Origin of the sequence: Levilactobacillus yiduensis, from assembly GCF_024718525.1 — a bacterium.
GTDB classification, from domain to species: domain Bacteria; phylum Bacillota; class Bacilli; order Lactobacillales; family Lactobacillaceae; genus Levilactobacillus; species Levilactobacillus yiduensis.
The window spans coordinates 65,222-84,484 of the sequence record NZ_JAMXAZ010000002.1 but is presented as its reverse complement, the minus strand read 5'-3'; the positions used below and the strand labels follow the sequence as shown (position 1 = coordinate 84,484).

General features: G+C 54.2%; 15 protein-coding genes and 1 pseudogene. 12 read left to right on the top strand and 4 right to left on the bottom strand.

All coding sequences use genetic code 11. The annotated features are described in order from the left end of the window. Positions 1-821 precede the first annotated feature (821 nt). From ileS to NGM66_RS01930, 7 genes are all read left to right on the top strand, one after another. The gene (gene ileS / locus NGM66_RS01960) at positions 822-3,635 is read left to right on the top strand and encodes an isoleucine--tRNA ligase (RefSeq protein ID WP_208909385.1); all 2,814 of its coding nucleotides are present in this window, start codon (positions 822-824) and stop codon (positions 3,633-3,635) included. Between the two features lie 692 nt (positions 3,636-4,327). Beyond that, a complete protein-coding gene (locus NGM66_RS01955; RefSeq protein ID WP_125577048.1) occupies positions 4,328-4,552 on the top strand; it encodes a cold-shock protein in 225 nt (74 codons plus the stop codon). Positions 4,553-4,554: 2 nt separating this feature from the next. Continuing rightward, a complete protein-coding gene (locus NGM66_RS01950) occupies positions 4,555-5,097 on the top strand; it encodes an NUDIX hydrolase (RefSeq protein WP_208909386.1) in 543 nt (180 codons plus the stop codon). Positions 5,098-5,106: 9 nt separating this feature from the next. After that, positions 5,107-5,406 carry a hypothetical protein gene (locus NGM66_RS01945; protein WP_208909387.1) on the top strand — a complete coding sequence of 100 codons (300 nt, stop codon included), beginning with the start codon at positions 5,107-5,109 and terminating at the stop codon, positions 5,404-5,406. Positions 5,407-6,004: 598 nt separating this feature from the next. Then, positions 6,005-6,697: a 5'-methylthioadenosine/adenosylhomocysteine nucleosidase gene (locus NGM66_RS01940; RefSeq protein ID WP_208909388.1), complete on the top strand. Its 693-nt coding sequence runs from the start codon at positions 6,005-6,007 to the stop codon at positions 6,695-6,697. Positions 6,698-6,796: 99 nt separating this feature from the next. Beyond that, positions 6,797-7,921, top strand: coding sequence for a cysteine desulfurase family protein (locus NGM66_RS01935; protein ID WP_245155343.1), 1,125 nt, complete (start codon positions 6,797-6,799; stop codon positions 7,919-7,921). 1 nt (position 7,922) lies between these two features. After that, entirely contained in the window at positions 7,923-8,267 is a 345-nt protein-coding gene (locus NGM66_RS01930) for a DUF1831 domain-containing protein (RefSeq protein WP_208909390.1), read from the top strand. Positions 8,268-8,877: 610 nt separating this feature from the next. On the opposite strand, the gene NGM66_RS01925 is transcribed toward NGM66_RS01930, so the two are convergent. The 3 genes and pseudogenes from NGM66_RS01925 to NGM66_RS01915 all read right to left on the bottom strand — a co-directional run bounded on the left by NGM66_RS01925 (position 8,878) and on the right by NGM66_RS01915 (position 11,269). Beyond that, a complete protein-coding gene (locus NGM66_RS01925; protein WP_208909391.1) occupies positions 8,878-9,645 on the bottom strand; it encodes an ABC transporter permease in 768 nt (255 codons plus the stop codon). Then, positions 9,645-10,421, bottom strand: a complete 777-nt coding sequence (locus tag NGM66_RS01920; protein WP_208909392.1) for an ABC-2 family transporter protein — start codon at positions 10,419-10,421, stop codon at positions 9,645-9,647. Before NGM66_RS01920 ends, NGM66_RS01925 begins: the two co-directional genes overlap by 1 nt. Next, a pseudogene (locus NGM66_RS01915) lies at positions 10,418-11,269 on the bottom strand (ATP-binding cassette domain-containing protein). Before NGM66_RS01915 ends, NGM66_RS01920 begins: the two are co-directional and overlap by 4 nt. Positions 11,270-11,633: 364 nt before the next feature. Between NGM66_RS01915 and mnmA the strand changes: the two are divergent. From mnmA to NGM66_RS01890, 5 genes are all read left to right on the top strand, one after another. Further along, positions 11,634-12,761, top strand: a complete 1,128-nt coding sequence (gene mnmA / locus NGM66_RS01910) for a tRNA 2-thiouridine(34) synthase MnmA (protein ID WP_208909395.1) — start codon at positions 11,634-11,636, stop codon at positions 12,759-12,761. Positions 12,762-13,408: 647 nt separating this feature from the next. Continuing rightward, positions 13,409-14,068: a histidine phosphatase family protein gene (locus tag NGM66_RS01905; RefSeq protein WP_208911018.1), complete on the top strand. Its 660-nt coding sequence runs from the start codon at positions 13,409-13,411 to the stop codon at positions 14,066-14,068. 8 nt (positions 14,069-14,076) lie between these two features. Next, entirely contained in the window at positions 14,077-14,760 is a 684-nt protein-coding gene (locus NGM66_RS01900) for a tetratricopeptide repeat protein (RefSeq protein WP_208909396.1), read from the top strand. A gap of 16 nt (positions 14,761-14,776) precedes the next feature. Next, positions 14,777-17,314: an SF1B family DNA helicase RecD2 gene (gene recD2 / locus NGM66_RS01895; protein WP_258115347.1), complete on the top strand. Its 2,538-nt coding sequence runs from the start codon at positions 14,777-14,779 to the stop codon at positions 17,312-17,314. Between the two features lie 95 nt (positions 17,315-17,409). Further along, positions 17,410-18,396: a ribose-phosphate diphosphokinase gene (locus NGM66_RS01890; RefSeq protein ID WP_208909398.1), complete on the top strand. Its 987-nt coding sequence runs from the start codon at positions 17,410-17,412 to the stop codon at positions 18,394-18,396. Positions 18,397-18,561: 165 nt separating this feature from the next. Here the strand turns inward: NGM66_RS01890 and NGM66_RS01885 are convergent, their stop codons facing one another. After that, positions 18,562-19,251 (bottom strand): amino acid ABC transporter permease, encoded by a 690-nt coding sequence (locus tag NGM66_RS01885; RefSeq protein WP_208909399.1) that lies wholly within the window; start codon positions 19,249-19,251, stop codon positions 18,562-18,564. Positions 19,252-19,263: the final 12 nt, after the last annotated feature.

Here is a 19,263-nt window from a genome sequence, read left to right as displayed (position 1 = left end):
CAATAGTAAGCGGTGGCGTGAACGGCACGTTACGTCGTTTGAGGGTGAGTCCCGGGGTTACCCGGGGTTCGCTAAATTTGGGTGGTACCACGAAAACGACTTCGTCCCTTGCGACGAGGCCGTTTTTTGTTTTGGGAAAAATGTGGAGCTTGGCCGCCGTCCGCGGTGCCAAATATGAGTCGGAACGCTGTGTGGTCAATTAAATTGGCCAAGCCAGTGCCTGCGGCTGCCAGGGGTTCCGCCTGCTATGGGGAACACCTCCAGCCAAAGGGCGGGCTTCCGGCTCGCTTGAAAGCCTCGCCAAGACCGCGATTCTCTCAAGTCGCCCCACGCTGTAGGCTGAGACAGAACCTCAGCCAACACCGTCGACACAGCTGGCTCCACCCCTGGCGACCTCCGGCATGATTGTGCGTCGCCATCACGTGGTCGCAAATTTGTCGCTGGTTACTATCCGTGAGCCAGTTGCTACGGTTGCTAATTGACGGGTTCTTGCCAGAGTCGATGGTTACCGCTACCGAAGCCGATAGTTCGCTAGATATGAGTTCAGCCGTGGGAGTTTCCTAAGTAGCGGACTTTGCTGGTTAGGAAACTGGCAGCTTGGAGACGCGATTTATCGGCTCCAAGCTGAGGGTCGAGACCGTACTTTGGCTCGGCCCGTCCGCCCACAGCGTTCCGACTCATATCTAGCGAACGGCAAGGCGGCCAGCAAAGACAATGTTAACGTAAAACAGACGGTCGGTTGACCGGTGAGCTGAGGCCGTTGGGCTTGAGCTCACCGGTTCACCAACCGAGGAACAAAAATTTTAAGGAGGAAACACGGTATGCGAGTGAAAGACACGCTTAACCTGGGTAAGACCAAGTTTAAGATGCGCGGAAATTTACCAGTCAAAGAAGTTGACCGGCAAAAGATCTGGGCTGAAAACAAAGTTTACGAAGCCCGGCAAAAATTAAATGAAGGGAAGCCCACCTTTATTCTCCATGATGGGCCACCATACGCCAATGGTCCTATTCACATGGGCCATGCCATGAACAAGATCTCCAAGGATATCATCGTTCGGTTCAAATCAATGAGCGGCTACCGGGCACCTTATGTTCCTGGTTGGGATACCCATGGCTTGCCAATCGAACAACAATTGACGAAGGCCGGCTACGACCGTAAGAAGATGTCGACGGCCGAATTCCGTGACCTGTGTCGCGAATATGCCTTGAAGCAAGTTGACCAACAACGCGAAGGCTTCAAGCGTTTGGGCGTTGCCGGTACCTGGGACGATCCTTACTTGACGTTAAAGCCTGAATTTGAAGCTGCGGAAGTCCGTGTCTTCGGTGAAATGGCTAAGCGCGGGTTGATTTACAAGGGTAAGAAGCCCGTTTACTGGTCTTGGTCTTCCGAATCAGCCATGGCTGAAGCCGAAGTCGAATACCACGACGTGACCTCACCATCTGCCTTTTATGGCGAACAAGTCGTTGATGGCAAGGGCGTGTTGGATAACGACACCTACCTGGTCGTTTGGACCACGACGCCGTGGACGATTCCCGGTTCTGAAGGGATCACCATTGACGCTGGTATTGAATATGCCGTGGTACAACCCGCTGGCGAAGATCGGAAATTTGTCTTAGCCCGTGAATTGGTCGACAAGAACGCTGAATTGTTTGGCTGGGAAGATGTCAAAGTCTTGAAGACCGTGATGGGTCAAGACTTAGAGAACATCACCGCCCAACACCCATTCATCGCTGATCGCAAGCTGGTCGTGATGCTGGGCGACTTCGTTACGACTGAAACAGGGACTGGCTTGGTCCACACGGCGCCAGGTTTAGGGGAAGACGACTTTAATGTCGGCAAGCTCTACAATCTGCCCGTTGTGGTACCGGTCAACGACCAAGGGTACATGACGGCGGAAGCAGGTCCTGATTTTGACGGCGTTTTCTATGACGATGCCAACCAAATCGCTTTGGACAAGCTGAAGGCCAGCAACGCCCTGTTGAAGTACATGCCTTATGAACACAGCTATCCATTTGACTGGCGGACGAAGAAGCCCGTCATCTTCCGGGCAACGCCACAATGGTTTGCGTCCGTCGACAAGATTCGTGACGAGATCTTGGCCACGTTAGACGACGTGAAGTTCCAACCTGATTGGGGCAAACGGCGTCTGGCAAACATGATCAAGGACCGTGGCGACTGGGTTATTTCCCGGCAACGGGTCTGGGGTGTGCCACTGCCAATCTTCTACGGCGAAGACGGCGAGGCCATCATCACGCCAGAAACGGTCAACCACGTCGCTGATCTATTTGGCAAATATGGGTCTAACATCTGGTTCAAACGGGATGCGAAGGATCTCTTGCCAGACGGTTTTACCAGCGAACACTCACCTAATGGCGAATTCACCAAGGAAACCGACATCATGGATGTGTGGTTTGACTCTGGTTCGTCTCACCAAGGGGTCTTGGCTGAACGCGACTACCTCGACTTCCCAGCCGACCTGTATCTGGAAGGCTCTGACCAATACCGGGGCTGGTTCAACTCAAGTCTGATCACCAGTGTGGCCGCTACCGGCAAGGCACCTTACAAGCAGGTCGTTTCCCAAGGATTCACGTTGGACAAAGACGGCCACAAGATGTCCAAGTCACTCGGTAACACGATTGCGCCAGACGAGATCATCAAGAAGATGGGGGCCGACATCGTCCGTCTCTGGGTCACTTCTGTGGATACCTCAGCCGACGTGCGTGTCAGCACCGAAGCCTTCGTGAAGATTTCCGACAGCTACAAGAAGTTACGGAACACGATGCGTTACTTGTTGGCCAACACCAGCGACTTCGATCCTGAAAAGGACGCGGTCGCCTTTGACCAATTGACACCCGTTGACCGCCACATGCTCTACAAGTTGAACGCCTTCACCAAGAGTGTGGAAGACCACTACAACAACTTTGACTTCCTGAACATCAACAAGGAATTGAACAACTTTGTCGTCAGTGACCTGTCCGCCTTCTACCTGGACTTCGCCAAGGATGTCTTGTACATCGAAGCCGAAGACAGTCCAGCCCGGCGCTCAATGCAAACGGTCTTCTACCAAATCGCGGTTAGCTTGACCAAGCTGATCACGCCGATCCTGCCACACACGGCCGAAGAAATCTGGGGCTTCTTGAAAGAACCAGAAGAATTCGTCCAATTGGCTGAAATGCCAGTCGTGATGGACATGGACGACGAAAATGAAGTTGAAGATGACGAGCACAAGTCTGCCTGGGATCGCTTCATGACCTTGCGGAGCCACGTCTTAAAGGCGTTGGAAGAAGCACGGGATGCCAAATTGATTGGGAAGGCTGCGGAAGCGCACCTCGACTTATACGTTGACGACGACGCGCAAGCCTTACTGGACAAGTTGAACGTCAATGTTCAACAGATCCTGCTGGTTTCCGGCTTAGATGTTGCCAAGTTGACCGATGCCCCAGCTGACGCCTTGACCTTCGACCACATGGCCGTGAAGGTAACGCCAGCTGCTGGTGAGGTTTGCGAACGGTGCCGGTTGGTCAAGGAAGACGTTGGTAGTGATTCAGACTACCCACACTTCTGTGCCCGCTGTGCCGCTATCGTTCGGGCCAACTACCCCGAAACGGCAACTGAAGGTTTTGAAGAAAAATAAGCATTAGCAAAATGTCGACTACCAGTCATTGGTGGTCGGCATTTTTCGTTCGGGTTTCGGTATGATGGTTAGCTGCCGCCTGCCGTTGCGCGAAAATGGACTACTTGCCTTGCCAGATGCCTGCGGCTGCCAGGGGTTCCACCTGCTATGGGGAACGGCTCCAGCCTGAGAAGCGGGCTTCCACTTCGCTTGGAAGCCTGGCAAAGGCCGCCAGTCTCCCAAGTCGTCCCACGCTGTAGGCAGAGATAAAACCTCTGCCAACACCGTCGACACAGCTGGCTCCACCCCTGGCGACCTCCGGCAGGTTAGGTGGTTATGGCGAAATTGATGAGACTTCGGCGGCACATAACGACTGTAAACAATTGCTGCGGTCACAGTCAGCAATCGTTATTGACGAGCACCACCGTAGCCGAGAGTGAAGCGAAAATGGGCTCAGCCGTGGGAGTTTGCTTAGCGGCGGTCTTTTTCGCTTAGCAAACTGGCGTCTTTGAGACGTGGGCCACCGGCTCAAAGCGAGGGCGAGACCGAATTTTGGCTCGACCGGTCCGCCCACCGCGTTCCAGCCCATTTTCGCGCAACGGTAGGCGGAATAATATGTACCGATTGGTAAGGAAATGCTAAGCGGAGAACCATTGTTTGCGGTCGACTGGTCAAGCGAGTATAATTTGGACTATGTATGGGAGGAATCAAGCATGTTAACCGGAAAAGTAAAGAGTTACAGTGAACAACGCGGTTTTGGTTTCATCACCACGCCCGCAGACGGCGACGTATTCGTGTACTACACGGCTATCGTCGGTGAAGGGTTCAAAAAACTAGAAGTGGGCCAAACCGTGCAATTTGTGATTGTTCAAGGCATGCGTGGTCTCCAAGCGGCAAAAGTTACCCCTGTTGTGACGGGGAGTAGCGAGGAGGCGTAAAGATGGATTTGGAAGAACACGTTGAATCAACAGAAGAATTGTATGATGGCGTCATCGTTAAGCTGGAACGGCAACGGGTCCGTTTGCCAAATGGCGACACGGCGACTCGTGAGATCGTGCGTCATGCGGGGGCCGTGGGTATTTTGGCCCTGACCGCCGACAACAAAATGATTTTGGAACGGCAATGGCGGGCACCCATCGCGGCGACGACCTTGGAGATTCCGGCTGGGAAGTTAGATAGTCGGGACGCCGATAACGTGGAACACGCGGTGATGCGGGAGCTTAACGAAGAGATTCGCTACCAACCGGGCAATTTAAAACGCATTACCGGATTTTATTCCAGCGTCGGGTTCTCTGACGAATACATGACGCTCTTTTTGGCAACTGACTTAAAGCCGGTCACCACGGAATTACCGCGGGACCAGGGAGAAAACCTGGAACTCTTGACGGTCACGAAAGACCAAGCCCAGGCCATGATTGACAGCGGCGAAATCAACGACGCCAAGACGATTACGGCCATCTATTACTGGTTATTACAGAAGTAGGTGACAGCAATGCATCCAGATGATGAGCAAGACGGTCGGCAGCCTAAGACCCGTGCGGATTATCGCCGGGAACAGGAACAGGCCGAAAAGGACTTTCAAGAACGCGACCGCAAGCGAGTCCAAGTCGAAAAGGAATATGCGCGCAACCACGGTGGAGCAGCGCCGGATAGTGACGATGACCCCAACGAGCAGCGGGTCAGCCCAGCCGATAGCAAGCAGCACCGGCTCAAGACGCGCCTCAATTGGGCAATCTTCTGGCTGATTCTCTTGATTGTGGCGGTGTATTTGATTCTGTTCTTTTTAGACTAAAGACCAAAAGACCAAGATAGGCTTGACTGGTCGCCTGCCGTTGCGCGAAAATGGGCTGGAACGCGGTGGGTGGACCGGTCGAGCCACAGGGCGGTCTCGCCCTCGCTTTGAGCCGGTGGCCCGCGTCTCAAAGACGCCAGTTTGCTAAGCGGCATGAACCCCGCCGCTAAGCAAACTCCCACGGCTGAGCCCATTTTCGCTCCACTCTCGGCGAAGTTAGTGCACATTTGTAATACTGGTGGCCAACACCCGGATTAGTTATTGCTGGTTGTTGTCGGCCGCCATGGTTATGCTAGTCTGACAGGGTATCATGTACCTTGCCGGAGGAGGCCAGGGGTGGAGCCAGCTGTGTCGACGGTGTTAGCTGGCGTTTTGTGCCAGGTTACAGCGTGGGGCGACTTTGAAGACTGGCGAATCGTGCCAGGCTTCAAAGCGAACCGGAAGCCCGCATTTGGGCTGGAGGTGTTCCCCATAGCAGGCGGAACCCCTGGCAGCCGCAGGCAACTGGTGATGTATGCGTTGTAGGCTTGCGCAACGGTAGGCGGATCTATAACAATGTAAAAATAAAAGACAAAACGAATAGGAGTGGACACACGACATGACATTTGGCATTCTCTGCGCCATGGAAGAAGAAATTAAGGAACTGCACGAAGCACTCGACAACGCCCAAACGACCAGTATTCACGGGCTGGAATTTTACCAAGGGACCATTCACGACCAAAGCGTGGTCTTGGTCCGTTCTGGTATCGGTAAAGTGGAAGCGGGTTTAACGACCGCGCTTTTGATTACCCAATTTGACGTGGATATCGTCATCAATTCTGGTTCAGCTGGGGCCTTGGCACCTGACTTGAACATCGGTGACGTGGTCGTTTCAACGGAAACGGCTTACCACGATGCCGACGCGCGGGCCTTTGGCTACGAATACGGCCAATTGCCACAACAACCAGCACGGTTCGAAGCGTCCAAAGAATGGGGCGAAAAGATCGTGGCGGCTGCGGCCAACACGGGCTTGAAGACCAAGTTGGGCTTGATCGTGTCCGGTGACCAATTCTTGAATAGTCCTGAGACCATCAAGGACATCATGGGCCATTTCCCAGATGCCTTGTCCGGTGAAATGGAGGGGGCTGCCGTTGGTCAAGTGGCGCACCAATTTGACGTGCCATATGTCGTCGTGCGGGCCATGTCCGACAATGCCGACAATGATTCTGGCGTAAACTTTGATGATTTTATTATTGACGCGGGGCACCGCTCTGCACAAATGTTACTGGCCTTGCTAGCGGCACAAAACTAGCACAGGGCCTTTCAGGAGGTTTTTAGGGTGCAAGAGATTCACATTGATAACAGTAATGCCGTCCGGGAAATCTACCTGGACAACGCGGCCACCACACCGATGGCCCCAGAAGTTTTAAATGAAATGGTCGACAAGATGGCCAACGTTTACGGCAACGCCTCAACGCTGTACGGCCTTGGGCGTCAGGCACACACCGTGATGGAAAACAGCCGTCAGGTTATCGCCAAGAGCATTAACGCGGCTCACGATGAAGAGATCATTTTCACCAGTGGCGGAAGCGAAAGCGACAACACGGCAATCACTCAAACCGCTATCGCGCGGCAAAGTCTGGGCAAGCACATCATTACCACGGCTATTGAGCACGAAGCCGTGTTGCGCCCACTCCACGCTTTGGAGGAACAGGGCTTTGACGTGACCTATTTGCCCGTTGACGAGCACGGTCGCATCAGTCTGGATGACTTCAAGGCTGCCTTGCGGGATGACACGATTCTGGTCACCATCATGATGGGCAACAATGAGGTCGGCAGTCGGATGCCAATTCACGAGATTGGCGAGATCTTAAAGGACCACCAAGCATGGTTCCACACCGATGCCGTGCAGGCCTACGGGTCACTGGACATCGACGTGCAACGCGATCACATCGACATGTTGTCGACGTCGGCGCACAAGATCAACGGGCCCAAGATGATTGGCTTCTTGTACAAACGCGAAGGCATCAACTTCCCCAGCCTGATCAAGGGTGGCGACCAAGAAGAAAAGCGGCGGGCCGGTACGGAAAATGTGCCCGCCATTGCTGGGATGGCCGTGGCCGCTAAGCTATTGACTCCCGAGGTCAAAGCAGAAAAGCGTGCCCGGTTCCACGGCTTCAAGGAACAGGTCGTCCAGGGCCTCAAGGACAATGGCGTTGATTTTGACATCAATGGCTCATTGACCGGCGACAACCTGGAGCACGTCTTGAATATTTGGATCAAGGGCATTTCAACCTACGTGATGCAAACGAACCTGGATCTGGCAGGCATTGCCGTGTCCGGCGGTTCGGCCTGCACGGCGGGGTCCATTGAGCCGTCACACGTGTTGACCGCCATGTTTGGCGAAGACAGTCCCCGGATTGCCGAGTCGATTCGGTTATCCTTTGGGAGCCAAACGACTAGCGCTGACATCGACGCTTTCGTGAAGAACGTGAGTGCCATCGTTCAGCGACTTTCAAAGACAGAGGTGAAGTAACATGTTGTTTGAAAAAGAAATGAAGATTACGGGGGATACGAATACTTACGTCTTACACCCCAACATCAAGCCATACGCGCTAAAAGATGTCGGCTTCCAAGTCTCCAATGCCGGCAACTACACGCTGGAGCGCTCGGTCGACCCGACGTCCCCGTACAACAAGAACCAAATGCTCAAGGTCGTCGTGGCCAAGGACCTCAGTGGGTTCAAGATGTCCACAACCAACGCCTCCGGTAACGCCCGCGTCAACATCTTCAAGGGTTCCCATGCCGAGGGCAACGTGGAACAATACCACTTTATTTTACAAAACTTGATTGACCGTGAGATCTTACAGAAAAAAGATTAGTGACCAAATAAAAATTGCTTGCCAGTGTTCAAACGCTGACAAGCAATTTTTTCTTTTCTAACAATATGGACTGATGAGAATTTCCGCCTGCCGTGGCGCAAAAATGGGCTGGAACGCGGTGGGCGGACCGGTCGAGCCAAAGAGCGGTCTCGCCCTCGCTTTGAGCCGATGGCCCACGTCTCAAAGACGCCAGTTTCCTAAGCGGCATGAATCGCGCCGCTAAGGGAACTCCCACGGCTGAGCCCATTTTCGCGCCACTCTCGGCTACGTTAATGCACATCCGCAACACTTGTGGGGTACAACTGGGATAACGATTGGTAATCCATTGTTCACTGCCCGAAGAACTATTTGACCATTATCGGCCATCCTTGCCGGAGGAGGTCAGGGGTGGAGCCAGCTGTGTCGACGGTGTTAGCTGGCGTCTTGTGCCAGGTTACAGCGTGGGGCGACTTGAGAGACTGACGGTCTTGGTCAGGCTTTCAAGCGAACTGGAAGCCCGCGCCTGGGCTGGAGGTGTCCCCCATAGCAGGCGGAACCCCTGGCAGCCGCAGGCGCTGGTCTCCACCATTTCTAGGTGAGGCGGAATCTTGAGCAAGTGTCGCCGAAAAGGTCAGTTTGCGGAGACGTAGCGCAGTAGGCCCCGACGCCACTCCCAATAGGATAGTGCCAGCAGTACGCCGGTCACCAGAGCGGACCATGCGAGCAGCCAGCTCGGGTGGTTGTGGCCGAATTGGGCGGGTACGTTGGTGATGGCCAGTGAGGGGATGATCCACAGGAAGATTTGTTGCAGGAGCCGCGGGTAAATTTTCGCCGGCCGCGCGGAGGCGGACATCAAGTCTTCCGGTAGCCCGTCCAACGCTGTCATACCGTCGATCCAAAAGGCGGCGGTCACCACGATTTGGTTGAGGGCAAAGATGAAGGCAACGCCCACGACGACGGCCGCCAGATAGCCCAACAGGTTTAATGGGGTGGGACGGAGCTTGAGCAAAATTCCCGTTTCGATTCCCGCCGTCAAGACTAGTGTGACCAGCGATGGAAAGTCGACCCGGTAGCTGGCATGGAACCAAAAAGAATTCACCGGCCGCAACAGGGAATAATCGAGGTTGCCGTCCAGAATTTGGTCGGTTAAGTCCTCGTGCCCAGCGACAAAGAGAAACTGGTAGAGGTAGCTGATGAGGTTGGCCGTGGTGATGAGATTTAAGTAGTCCAGAAAATGCCAACCGTAAATGGTGGGGGTAAATGAAAAGTACACGCCCCCGGTAATGAGTTCGATCACGTAAAACATGATGCCAAATAGGGCAGTCAAGACAGCGGTGAACCGATAGGAGAGGGTTTCCGCCAAGCTTTGGCTGACCAACACCCGATAGATTTTAAACATTAACTGCCGACCCCCTCATAGGTTTGGATTCCCCGTCGCCACAGCACCTTGATCAAGACTAACGCGAGCACTAACCACAGCGTTGCCATGCCAATGTCGAGCGTCAGTTGGTGTGCGGAGAGTTTGCCCAGTAATAGCAGGGTCAACTGGTTGCCCGCCAAGGCAAAGGGGTTGACCGTCAGCCAGTGCCAGCTAGCCGGCAGAATCTGTAGCGGGAAGGCTTGCCCACCCAGTAGTAAGAAGAGGGCATTTAAGACCGGTCGGAGCGGCCAGACCTGAACCAACCAAAAGCTGATCAGGCTGATGACGGAAATCAACAGGAAGAACATGACGTAGGTCAGGATGATGAGGACGAGACTGCTTAACCCCATCCGCCACCCGTGGCGAAAAACCGGACTGATCAGCGCGATAGCCAGCCCGTAGATGACCAGATATGGCGTCGCTTGGCCAGCGTAGGTCCAGAAGCTCTGGCGAAAGTAATTGATGGGCCGCAGTAGCATGACGGATAGATTGCCGTTACGAATTAGCGTGCTCAGTGTAAAAATTGGGCTGGCTGAGAAGATCAGAGCCAACACGTTGACTACCGCCAAGTAGATAACCATTTGTGACGCGCCAATGCCAGCGACACTGTCCTGGTCACTGAAGCGGTAAACGGCTAGCCACATGAAGCTGGCCACGGCGATGTCGAGGCCCACGGTCAATAGGCGTAGCAGGAGGTTGCCGCGGTAAGTCAAGGTCGTCGTCAGCGCGTTTTGAAACGTTTGCCAGTATTTCATGGGGCCACCTCCTGGGAGAACAATTGCGTTAAAATGTCATCCAGGTTGCCATTACGCCGGTGGACGCTGAGAATGTGTTGCGGGTCGATGGGCAGCGTTGACAAGGCGGCCGCGTCGACCAAATAGTGGCTGTCGTCCACCCGAGTCACGTGCGCGGGCAGAGTGGTCAAAGCCGCGTCAGTGACGACTTCCAGCGTGGCAGCCGACGCGTAACGGGCAATCAGGCCGTTGGGCGTACCTTCGAAGATCTTGTGCCCATAATTGATGACGGCGACCCGTTGTGCCAGTGCCTCGATGTCCTTGGTGTTGTGGCTGGTCAAAATGATGGTCATCTGCGTGTCGCGATTGAGCTGCTGCAAGAAGCGGTAGATGTTGGCTTGACTACTGACGTCGATACCAATGGTCGGCTCGTCGAGAAACAAGATCTCCGGCGTGTGGATCAACGCGCAAATCAATTCAAATTTGATCCGTTGCCCCAAGGACAACTTCCGTACCGGGACTTTCAACTGTTCGGTTACGGCCAGTTGCTCAGTAAGAAAGGCCAGCCAAGTGGTGAACCGGTCATGAGGTACGTGGTAGATCTCCCGCAGGAGCACCAGCGTATCCAGCGGTGGCAGATCCCAGGCCAATTGACTCTTTTGGCTGAGCATGACGCCGATGCGCTGTAAGAAAGCCGGCCGCTTTTGAAAGGGCTGTTGGCCGTCCAGTAGCTACAGGGTACCGGCGCTGACGGGGAGAATCCCTGTCATTAATTTGATCAACGTCGTTTTGCCCGCGCCGTTAGCCCCCAGCAGGCCGAGAATCTCACCGGGGGCCACTTGGAGGGAAACGTCTTGAACGGCGGGCACCCGCTGCTTTTGCCGGTGAAATAAATCATGCCAGCTGCCACGCAACCCGCTTTGCTTGGTGTAGGTCACGTAGTCAAAGCTGACGTGATCGATGGTGATGATGGGACTTGTCAAACTGATCACTTCCAATTATGAACTGTTACTAATTAAAATCTAATGTAATTTTAACTATACACCTTCGTCCAACTATTTACTACCTGTGTGGGCAGTTTGCCCAATCTGAGGATGACCAAGTTGGCGGGATGGTGACAGGGAACGCCAGGCTTGCAAAAGCGCCGCAAAATGGGTAAACTAGGCAATACTGGATTTATGCGACCTTCAAATCGTAGATTCTCCAGAATCTGAGAGAAATGATGGTGATATCATGCAGGACAACAGCCAAACACGGGTTGTCGTTGGTATGAGTGGCGGGGTCGATTCCTCCGTTGTCGCTTTGCGCTTGAAGCAGCAGGGCTATGACGTGATCGGCGTCTTCATGAAGAATTGGGACGATACGGACGAGAACGGGGTTTGTACCGCCACGGAAGACTACAAGGACGTAGCCAAGGTTGCCTCACAAATTGGCATTCCTTACTACTCCGTCAACTTTGAAAAGGAGTACTGGGACCGCGTGTTCACGTACTTCTTGGATGAGTACAAGAAGGGCCGGACGCCGAACCCAGACGTCATCTGCAACAAGGAAATCAAGTTCAAGGCTTTCTTGGACTACGCCTTGGAGCTCGGTGCCGATTATATCGCAACTGGCCATTACGCCCAGTTGACGCGTGACGAGAACGGTGATGCCCACTTAATGCGTGCCGTTGATCAGAACAAGGATCAGACTTACTTCTTGAGCCAGCTCTCCACGGAGCAGTTGGATCGGGTGATGTTCCCAATCGGTGACTTGGTTAAGCCACAGGTTCGTGAGATCGCTAAGGAAGCTGGTTTGGCCACCGCTGATAAGAAGGATTCCATGGGGATCTGCTTTATCGGCGAAAAGGGTCATTTCAAGGACTTCTTGAACACCTACCTGCCAGCCAAGCCCGGCAAGATGATGACGGTCGACGGTGAGGTCAAGGGTGACCACGCCGGTTTGATGTACTACACGATCGGTCAACGGCGCGGCTTAGGTATCGGTGGTGACGGTGAAGACAACGAGCCTTGGTTCGTGATCGGTAAGGACTTGACCAAGAACATTTTGTACGTGGGCAAGGGTTACCACAATTCCCACCTGTACGCGACGCATCTGTCGGCCTCAGACATTCACTGGGTCAACACGATCGACCGCGGCAGTGACTTCCACTGCACGGCGAAGTTCCGTTACCGGCAAAAGGATACCGGCGTGACCGTTCACTTGAGTGAGGACGGCCAGCAGGTCACCGTTGAATTCGATGATCCAGCCCGGGCCATCACACCTGGTCAGGCCGTTGTGTTCTACAATGGCGACGAGTGCTTGGGGAGCGCCATCATTGACGCTGCTTACAACAAGGACCGTGAGTTACAGTTAATCTAATCCGTTAAATTGAGAACCTGACGAACTGGCAGCGTGCCGGTTGGTTGGGTTCTTTTTGCATTGCGGTTCTTGCTGGCCGCCTACCTTGGGAGACAGTGATAGCCAGTGCCTGCGGCTGCCAGGGGTTCCGCCTGCTATGGGGGACACCTCCAGCCTGAGGGGCGGTCTTCCGGTTCGCTTGAAAGCCTTGCCAAGACCACAAGTCTTTCAAGTCGCCCCACGGTGTAACCTGGCAAAAGGAGCCAGCTAACACCGTCGACACAGCTGGCTCCATCCCTGGCCTCCTCCGGCGGACTGAGATTTGTCAGCAGCAATGCGTTAGACCGAAGCCAATCAGTTCGGCCATCTGACTACCGCTTGTTGTATCGCCTTGAATTGTCTGACAGCAATGACTTCTAAAGGAATGGTTAAGAACTGGACCACGGGGTTACAAAAGGCGATGTCATTTCGTTAGTAATAGTGAAGGGACCAGCTGGATAGCGACCAGCATCCACCTGCGTGTCTGCGAACGACCCCCTCAGCGACGAAACCAGCTAGTGGTAAAATTTTCTGCCGAATTTTGTCGTTTTCTCAGCCAGTTCCTTTGAAAACCGGCCGAAAACTGGCATAATATAGACTATGTGACTTCACGGAAAGGACGGCAATAAATTTTGAAATTATACTTTATTCGTCATGGCAAGACCCAGTGGAATCTTGAGGGCCGATTTCAGGGCGCCGGCGGGGATTCACCGCTATTACCGGAAAGCTACGACCAAATGGGGCAGGTTGGCCGTTTCTTAAAGGACATCCCGTTTACCCACGCCTATGCCAGTCCCATCAAGCGGGCGCGGGTCACGGCTCAACACGTCATTCAGGCGCTTGACCATCAGGTGCCATTAACGCTGGTTAGCCGCCTGGAAGAGTTCCACCTGGGACGGATGGAGGGGATGGCCTTTGACGACGTGAGAAAGCAATTTCCAGCCGAATTAGACGCCTTTCGTAACCATCCCGATCAATACGATGCCGCTAAGATCGGTGGTGAGACGTTTACCCAGGTCATCGACCGGATGACGCCCGCTATCCAAAAGATTGTGGCCGCCAACAACGCCCCGCAAGATAACGTCTTGATCTTCAGTCACGGGGCCGCGCTCAATGCCGAAATCAACGGGCTGTTGGGCACGCCGCTGGCTGATCTACGAAAACGTGGTGGCCTGCGCAATACCAGCGTGACCATTTTGGAGACGCAAGACGGGCAACATTACGACCTAATTGACTGGAACGACACCAGTTTTTTGACGGCAAAACCCACGGCAACCGATACAATTTAGGTGATAAAATGACAGAGAAGAAAATTGACCGCCAAGCGGATAAAGCAAAATCAGAACAGTTGGTCCATCAATTGGTCCAGCGCATCGACACCCATCCGGGGGATGCGGACGCCTACTATGAACTGGCCACGGTGCTGGTGGATTTGAAGTCCTACGCCCAGGCGGAAGAATTGTTGATGAAGGCGCTGGGGCTGTTTGACGCCCAACCGGCCACGGTGGAAAAGCTGCGTTACGGTCTGGGTAACGTTTATTATGCCGCGCAGGACTACCCCAAGGCAATCCAGCAATTCGACCAGTTGAACGACCAGTGGAAGGGCGCCGGTTACCTGATGTTGGCCCAAAGTTACATGGCTAACGGGGACCACAAGCGCGCGCTGGCCTTTGCGTTGACTGCGTTAGGCAGCCAGCCCAAGGACGAGGCGACCCTTCAAGTGATGGCCGAAAACCTCCTGGCATTGGGCAACATGGCCCAAGCCGCCCAGTACTACGATCAAGTCTTGGCACTCGATTCCAAGAACGGTCACGCCCAATTTGACCGCGGGTTAGTCGCCATGGTCCAGGGTGAACCGTATCAGGACTACTTTACCCGGGCCAAGGAACTAGACCCGATTTATTTTGACAAAGGGCAAAAGCGGCTGGCCGACATCGAACGCTTCGTGCAAGCGCAACGGTCACCCAAGAAGCCACAGTAAAGGAGCAGACTAGCAGATGGCAACCGAATCACTCAATTTATTTGCGGATGACACCAAGCAGGCCGATTACGTGGTCGGCACCGTCAGTGCGGTCTTTTTCGCCAGCAACGATAGCTTTTACAAGGTCATGCTGGTCAAGGTGTCGGAGACCAGTCTGGATTGGCACGAAGACGAGATCGTGGTGACCGGTAACTTCGCTGACATCAAGGACGACGTGACGTACCGGTTTACCGGCAAACGCGTGGAGCATCCCAAGTACGGCGTGCAATTTCAAGCGGACAATTACCAAAACGAAACGCCAACGACGCGCAGTGGGGTCGTGGCTTATTTGAGTGGCGAGGACTTCCCGGGCCTGGGCAAGAAGACGGCGGAAAAAATCGTTGATGCCCTGGGAACCAACGCCATTGAAGAAATCTTGAATGATTCGGCGGTGCTCCAGCCACTGGGCTTATCCCCAAAGGTGGCGGCCACGCTGGTCAGTCAACTCCAGACCAACAACGGGATGGAACAGATCATCATCGGCCTGAACGGCTACGGCTTCGGGAGCACGCTGGCGGCGGCCATTTATAACCGTTACCAGGAAAAGACGTTGGACGTCATTCATGAAAATCCGTACCGGTTGGCCGAGGACATTAATGGGGTGAGCTTCCGGCGTGCGGACCAAATTGCCACGCAGCTGGGTTATGCGGCCGACAAGCCGGAACGCTTACAGGCGGGGCTATTACAAACGCTCAATGATCTGTCGGTGGCTAACGGGGACACCTATACCACGGCCAAACCGTTACTGGCCAACGCTTTGAGTCTGCTGGAAAATGCCCGCAATGTGCGGCTCGACCCCAACAAGTTGGCCGACCAACTCCTGGAACTCGCCAAGCAACAGAAGGTCGTTGGTGATGACCAACGAATCTATTTGAAATCCCTCTATGACGCAGAGTGGCAGGTTGCCGAACACCTTCAACGCCTATTGAAGGGCGACGACACGCCAGCCAAATTCAATGAGGACGCGATTCACAAGCAGCTCCGGATCGTCGAGAAACAAAATGACATCGTGTACGACGAGTCGCAAACCGCCGCGTTGACCGCCGCGATTCAGGCCAAGGTCATGCTGCTGACGGGGGGACCCGGGACCGGGAAGACCACCATCATTCGCGGGTTGGTCAATTTATACGCCCGGTTACACGAGGTCTCACTAGACATTAACGAATACAAAGATAAACCCTTTCCCATCCTACTGGCCGCACCGACTGGCCGGGCAGCTAAACGCATGAGCGAATCGACCGGCCTGCCTGCCAGTACGATTCACCGGCTGTTGGGCTTGACGGGTCGCGAGGCGGATCCCGATGAGGCCGCGACCAACGACCTTGAGGGCGGCCTGCTGATCATCGACGAGGTGTCGATGGTCGACGTTTATTTGATGAAGACACTGTTGAAGGCCGTGCCGATTGGCATGCAGGTCATCTTAGTGGGGGATAAGGACCAGTTGCCGTCCGTGGGGCCGGGACAGGTCTTTCACGACCTGTTGGCCAGCGACCAACTGCAAAAGATTCAACTGGACACGATTTATCGGCAGGGGGATGGCTCGTCCATCATCCCGTTGGCCCACGCCATCAAGGCGGGTAAGTTACCAGCGGATTTCACCCAGAACCAAAAGGACCGGTCCTTCATCGCCTGCCACGCCAACCAGGTGGAAAGCGTTATCGACCAAATCGTGGGCAAGGCGCACGCCAAGGGCTTCAGCGCCAGTGACATCCAGGTGTTGGCACCGATGTACCGCGGGTCGGCCGGCATCGACCGGTTGAACGTGGTGCTCCAAGACATCCTGAACCCCAAGAAGTCGGACCGCCAAAAGGAAGTTGAGTTCCGTAACCAGAAATTCCGCATCGGTGACAAGGTCTTACACCTGGTCAACAGTCCGGAAAATAACGTGTTCAACGGTGATATCGGTGTTATCACCGGGATCGACCTGGCCAGTGACAAACACAGTAAGGCCAAAAGCGACCAATTGACGATTGCCTTTGAGCAGACCGAGGTCACCTATGCCAAGAATGACTGGAACCGTCTGACGTTGGCTTACTGCATGTCGATTCACAAGTCACAGGGGTCCGAGTTCAAAATGGTGATTCTCCCCATGGTCGGCCAGTATAACCGCATGCTCCAGCGTAACCTGTTGTACACGGCGGTGACGCGAGCGGCGGACATGTTGATTCTGATTGGCGAACCGCAAGCCTTCGAGGCCTGTGTCACCAATCTGTCCGTCAACCGCCACACCACGTTGACGACGCGGATTCAAACGGTTTTGGACCCGGATGGGGCGGCTAAAGCACCAGAAGCGGCTGAGCCAACGGCAACTGAAGGTGAGACAACTCCTTCAGCGACTGACCAACCGGCTGACGCGGAGACCCCTGTCCCGGCACCAACGACTACTGAAGCTGCTCCGGAACCAGCAACGCCGAAGGATTATCGCTTGACGCCGGAATTGGTGTTGAGTCGGCAGATCGACCCGATGATCGGGATGCAAGGTATTTCCCCGAAACAATTTATGCCATCGGTCTAAATTTACAAGGCCAAGCGTTGCGTTTCCGAGCAAAGATTGCGATAATAGGAACAGAAAATAGATGAATTTTGTGGTGATCCCACAGGGAGGCTGTTATGGCAGAACACGTCGAAGCTGGTAGAATGAAAGTCTTTGCGTTGAATTCTAACCGTCCGCTCGCGGAAAAGATCGCGAAGGCGGCCGGGGTAGAGCTAGGCAAGGCAACAATCAAGCATTTTAGTGACGGTGAGATTCAGATCAGTATTGACGAAAGTATCCGGGGGGATGAATTGTTCCTGATTCAATCCGTTTCTGATCCCGTTAACACGAACCTGATGGAATTGTTGATTATGGTAGATGCCGCGCGGCGGGCAAGCGCGGAAAAGATCAACGTGGTGATTCCATACTACGGCTATTCACGGGCCGACCGAAAAGCACGGTCGCGTGAACCAATTACGGCCAAGTTGATTGCGTCGTTGATGCAAATGGACGGCGTCAACCGCGTCATTGCCTTAGACTTGCACGCGGCTCAGTTGCAAGGCTTCTTCGACATCCCCGTTGACCACCTGCAAAGCGACCGGTTATTGACCAGCTACTTTGAAAAGAACACCGGTCTGGCGGACGAAGACATCGTGGTGGTTGCCCCCGACCATGCTGGGGTTAGTCGGGCTCGGCGCTTGGCCGAGCTGTTGGGCGCCCCAATCGCAATCATCGACAACCGCTCCGATACCGAAAACACGGCGCACCCAGAGGCCGTGATTGGCGATGTCAAGGGGAAGCATGCCATCTTGGTCGATGATATCATCGACACGGCCATTCGGATCACGGTGTCCGCCGATGCCTTGAAGAAGGCTGGGGCAGCTGATGTCTATGCAGCGGCTACCCACGCCGTTCTGTCGGGTGACGCGACCCAACGCATCAACGAATCCGTGTTGAAGAAGGTCGTCATTACCGACTCGATTCAATTGCCAGAAGACAAGCAAAGTGATAAATTTGCCGTCATGTCCGTCGGCGAGATGTTCGGTAAGGCCATCGACCTGATTTACCACGAAGAACCCGTCGATTCCTTGTTTACCAAGGTGACCGGTCGGCAAAAACAATAAGCTATGAACTAGTCAAAGCGTGATTGGTGACGCCCAATGGGGTGGGTCACTAATCACGCTTTTTAGGCTGACGAGATTACTAGTGGTGCGAAAAAAATGGCCCAACCGAGAATTTTCGGTGGACCATTTCTAGTAGCTGCTAAAGAATCCACGCGCACGCCAACATTAAATCATTTTCATGTGAATTGCTTTTCGGTCATAGTCTAAATACCGTTCCAGCTGATTCTGTCCTGCCGTCAAGACCACGCAGCACAGCCAGTACAGGATGGCAATCGTGATGTAGATGGTCATGTAATCCTGATTGGCCCCGGCCACGATCTTGGCGTCCATGAACATTTCGGTCACCGTGATCATGGCGGCTAGCGAAGTCCCCTTGAACATGTCGAGCAAGATGTTGCCCAACGCGGGAATGCTGATGCGGAAGGCTTGTGGAATGATGATTAACCGCATGACTTTCCGATAGGGTAAGCCAATCGAGTAGGCCGCCTCGTATTGCCCGTGGTCGATCCCCAGAAACGAGGACCGGAAGACCTCGGACACGAAGGCCGCCGCACCAATGGTAAACGAGATGATAGCCGCCGGAATCGCCGTGAGGCCAAAGCCAAAGTAGACGATGAACAAGACAACTAGCATCGGCACGCCACGCATGAAGGAGATGTACGCCCGCGCGATCCAGTGGAGCACCCGAATGTGGCTGAGCTGAGCCAGCGTGAGGAACATCCCCAAGATGGTGGCCAACACAAAGGCCATGACGGTCAGGTAGATGGTCATCGGTAGGCCCGCTAGAATTTGGGGAATCGACGACCACGCCAGTTTGGCATTAAAGAAGCCCGGAATCGAGAAATACTTGAGCACAGTGGCGCCACC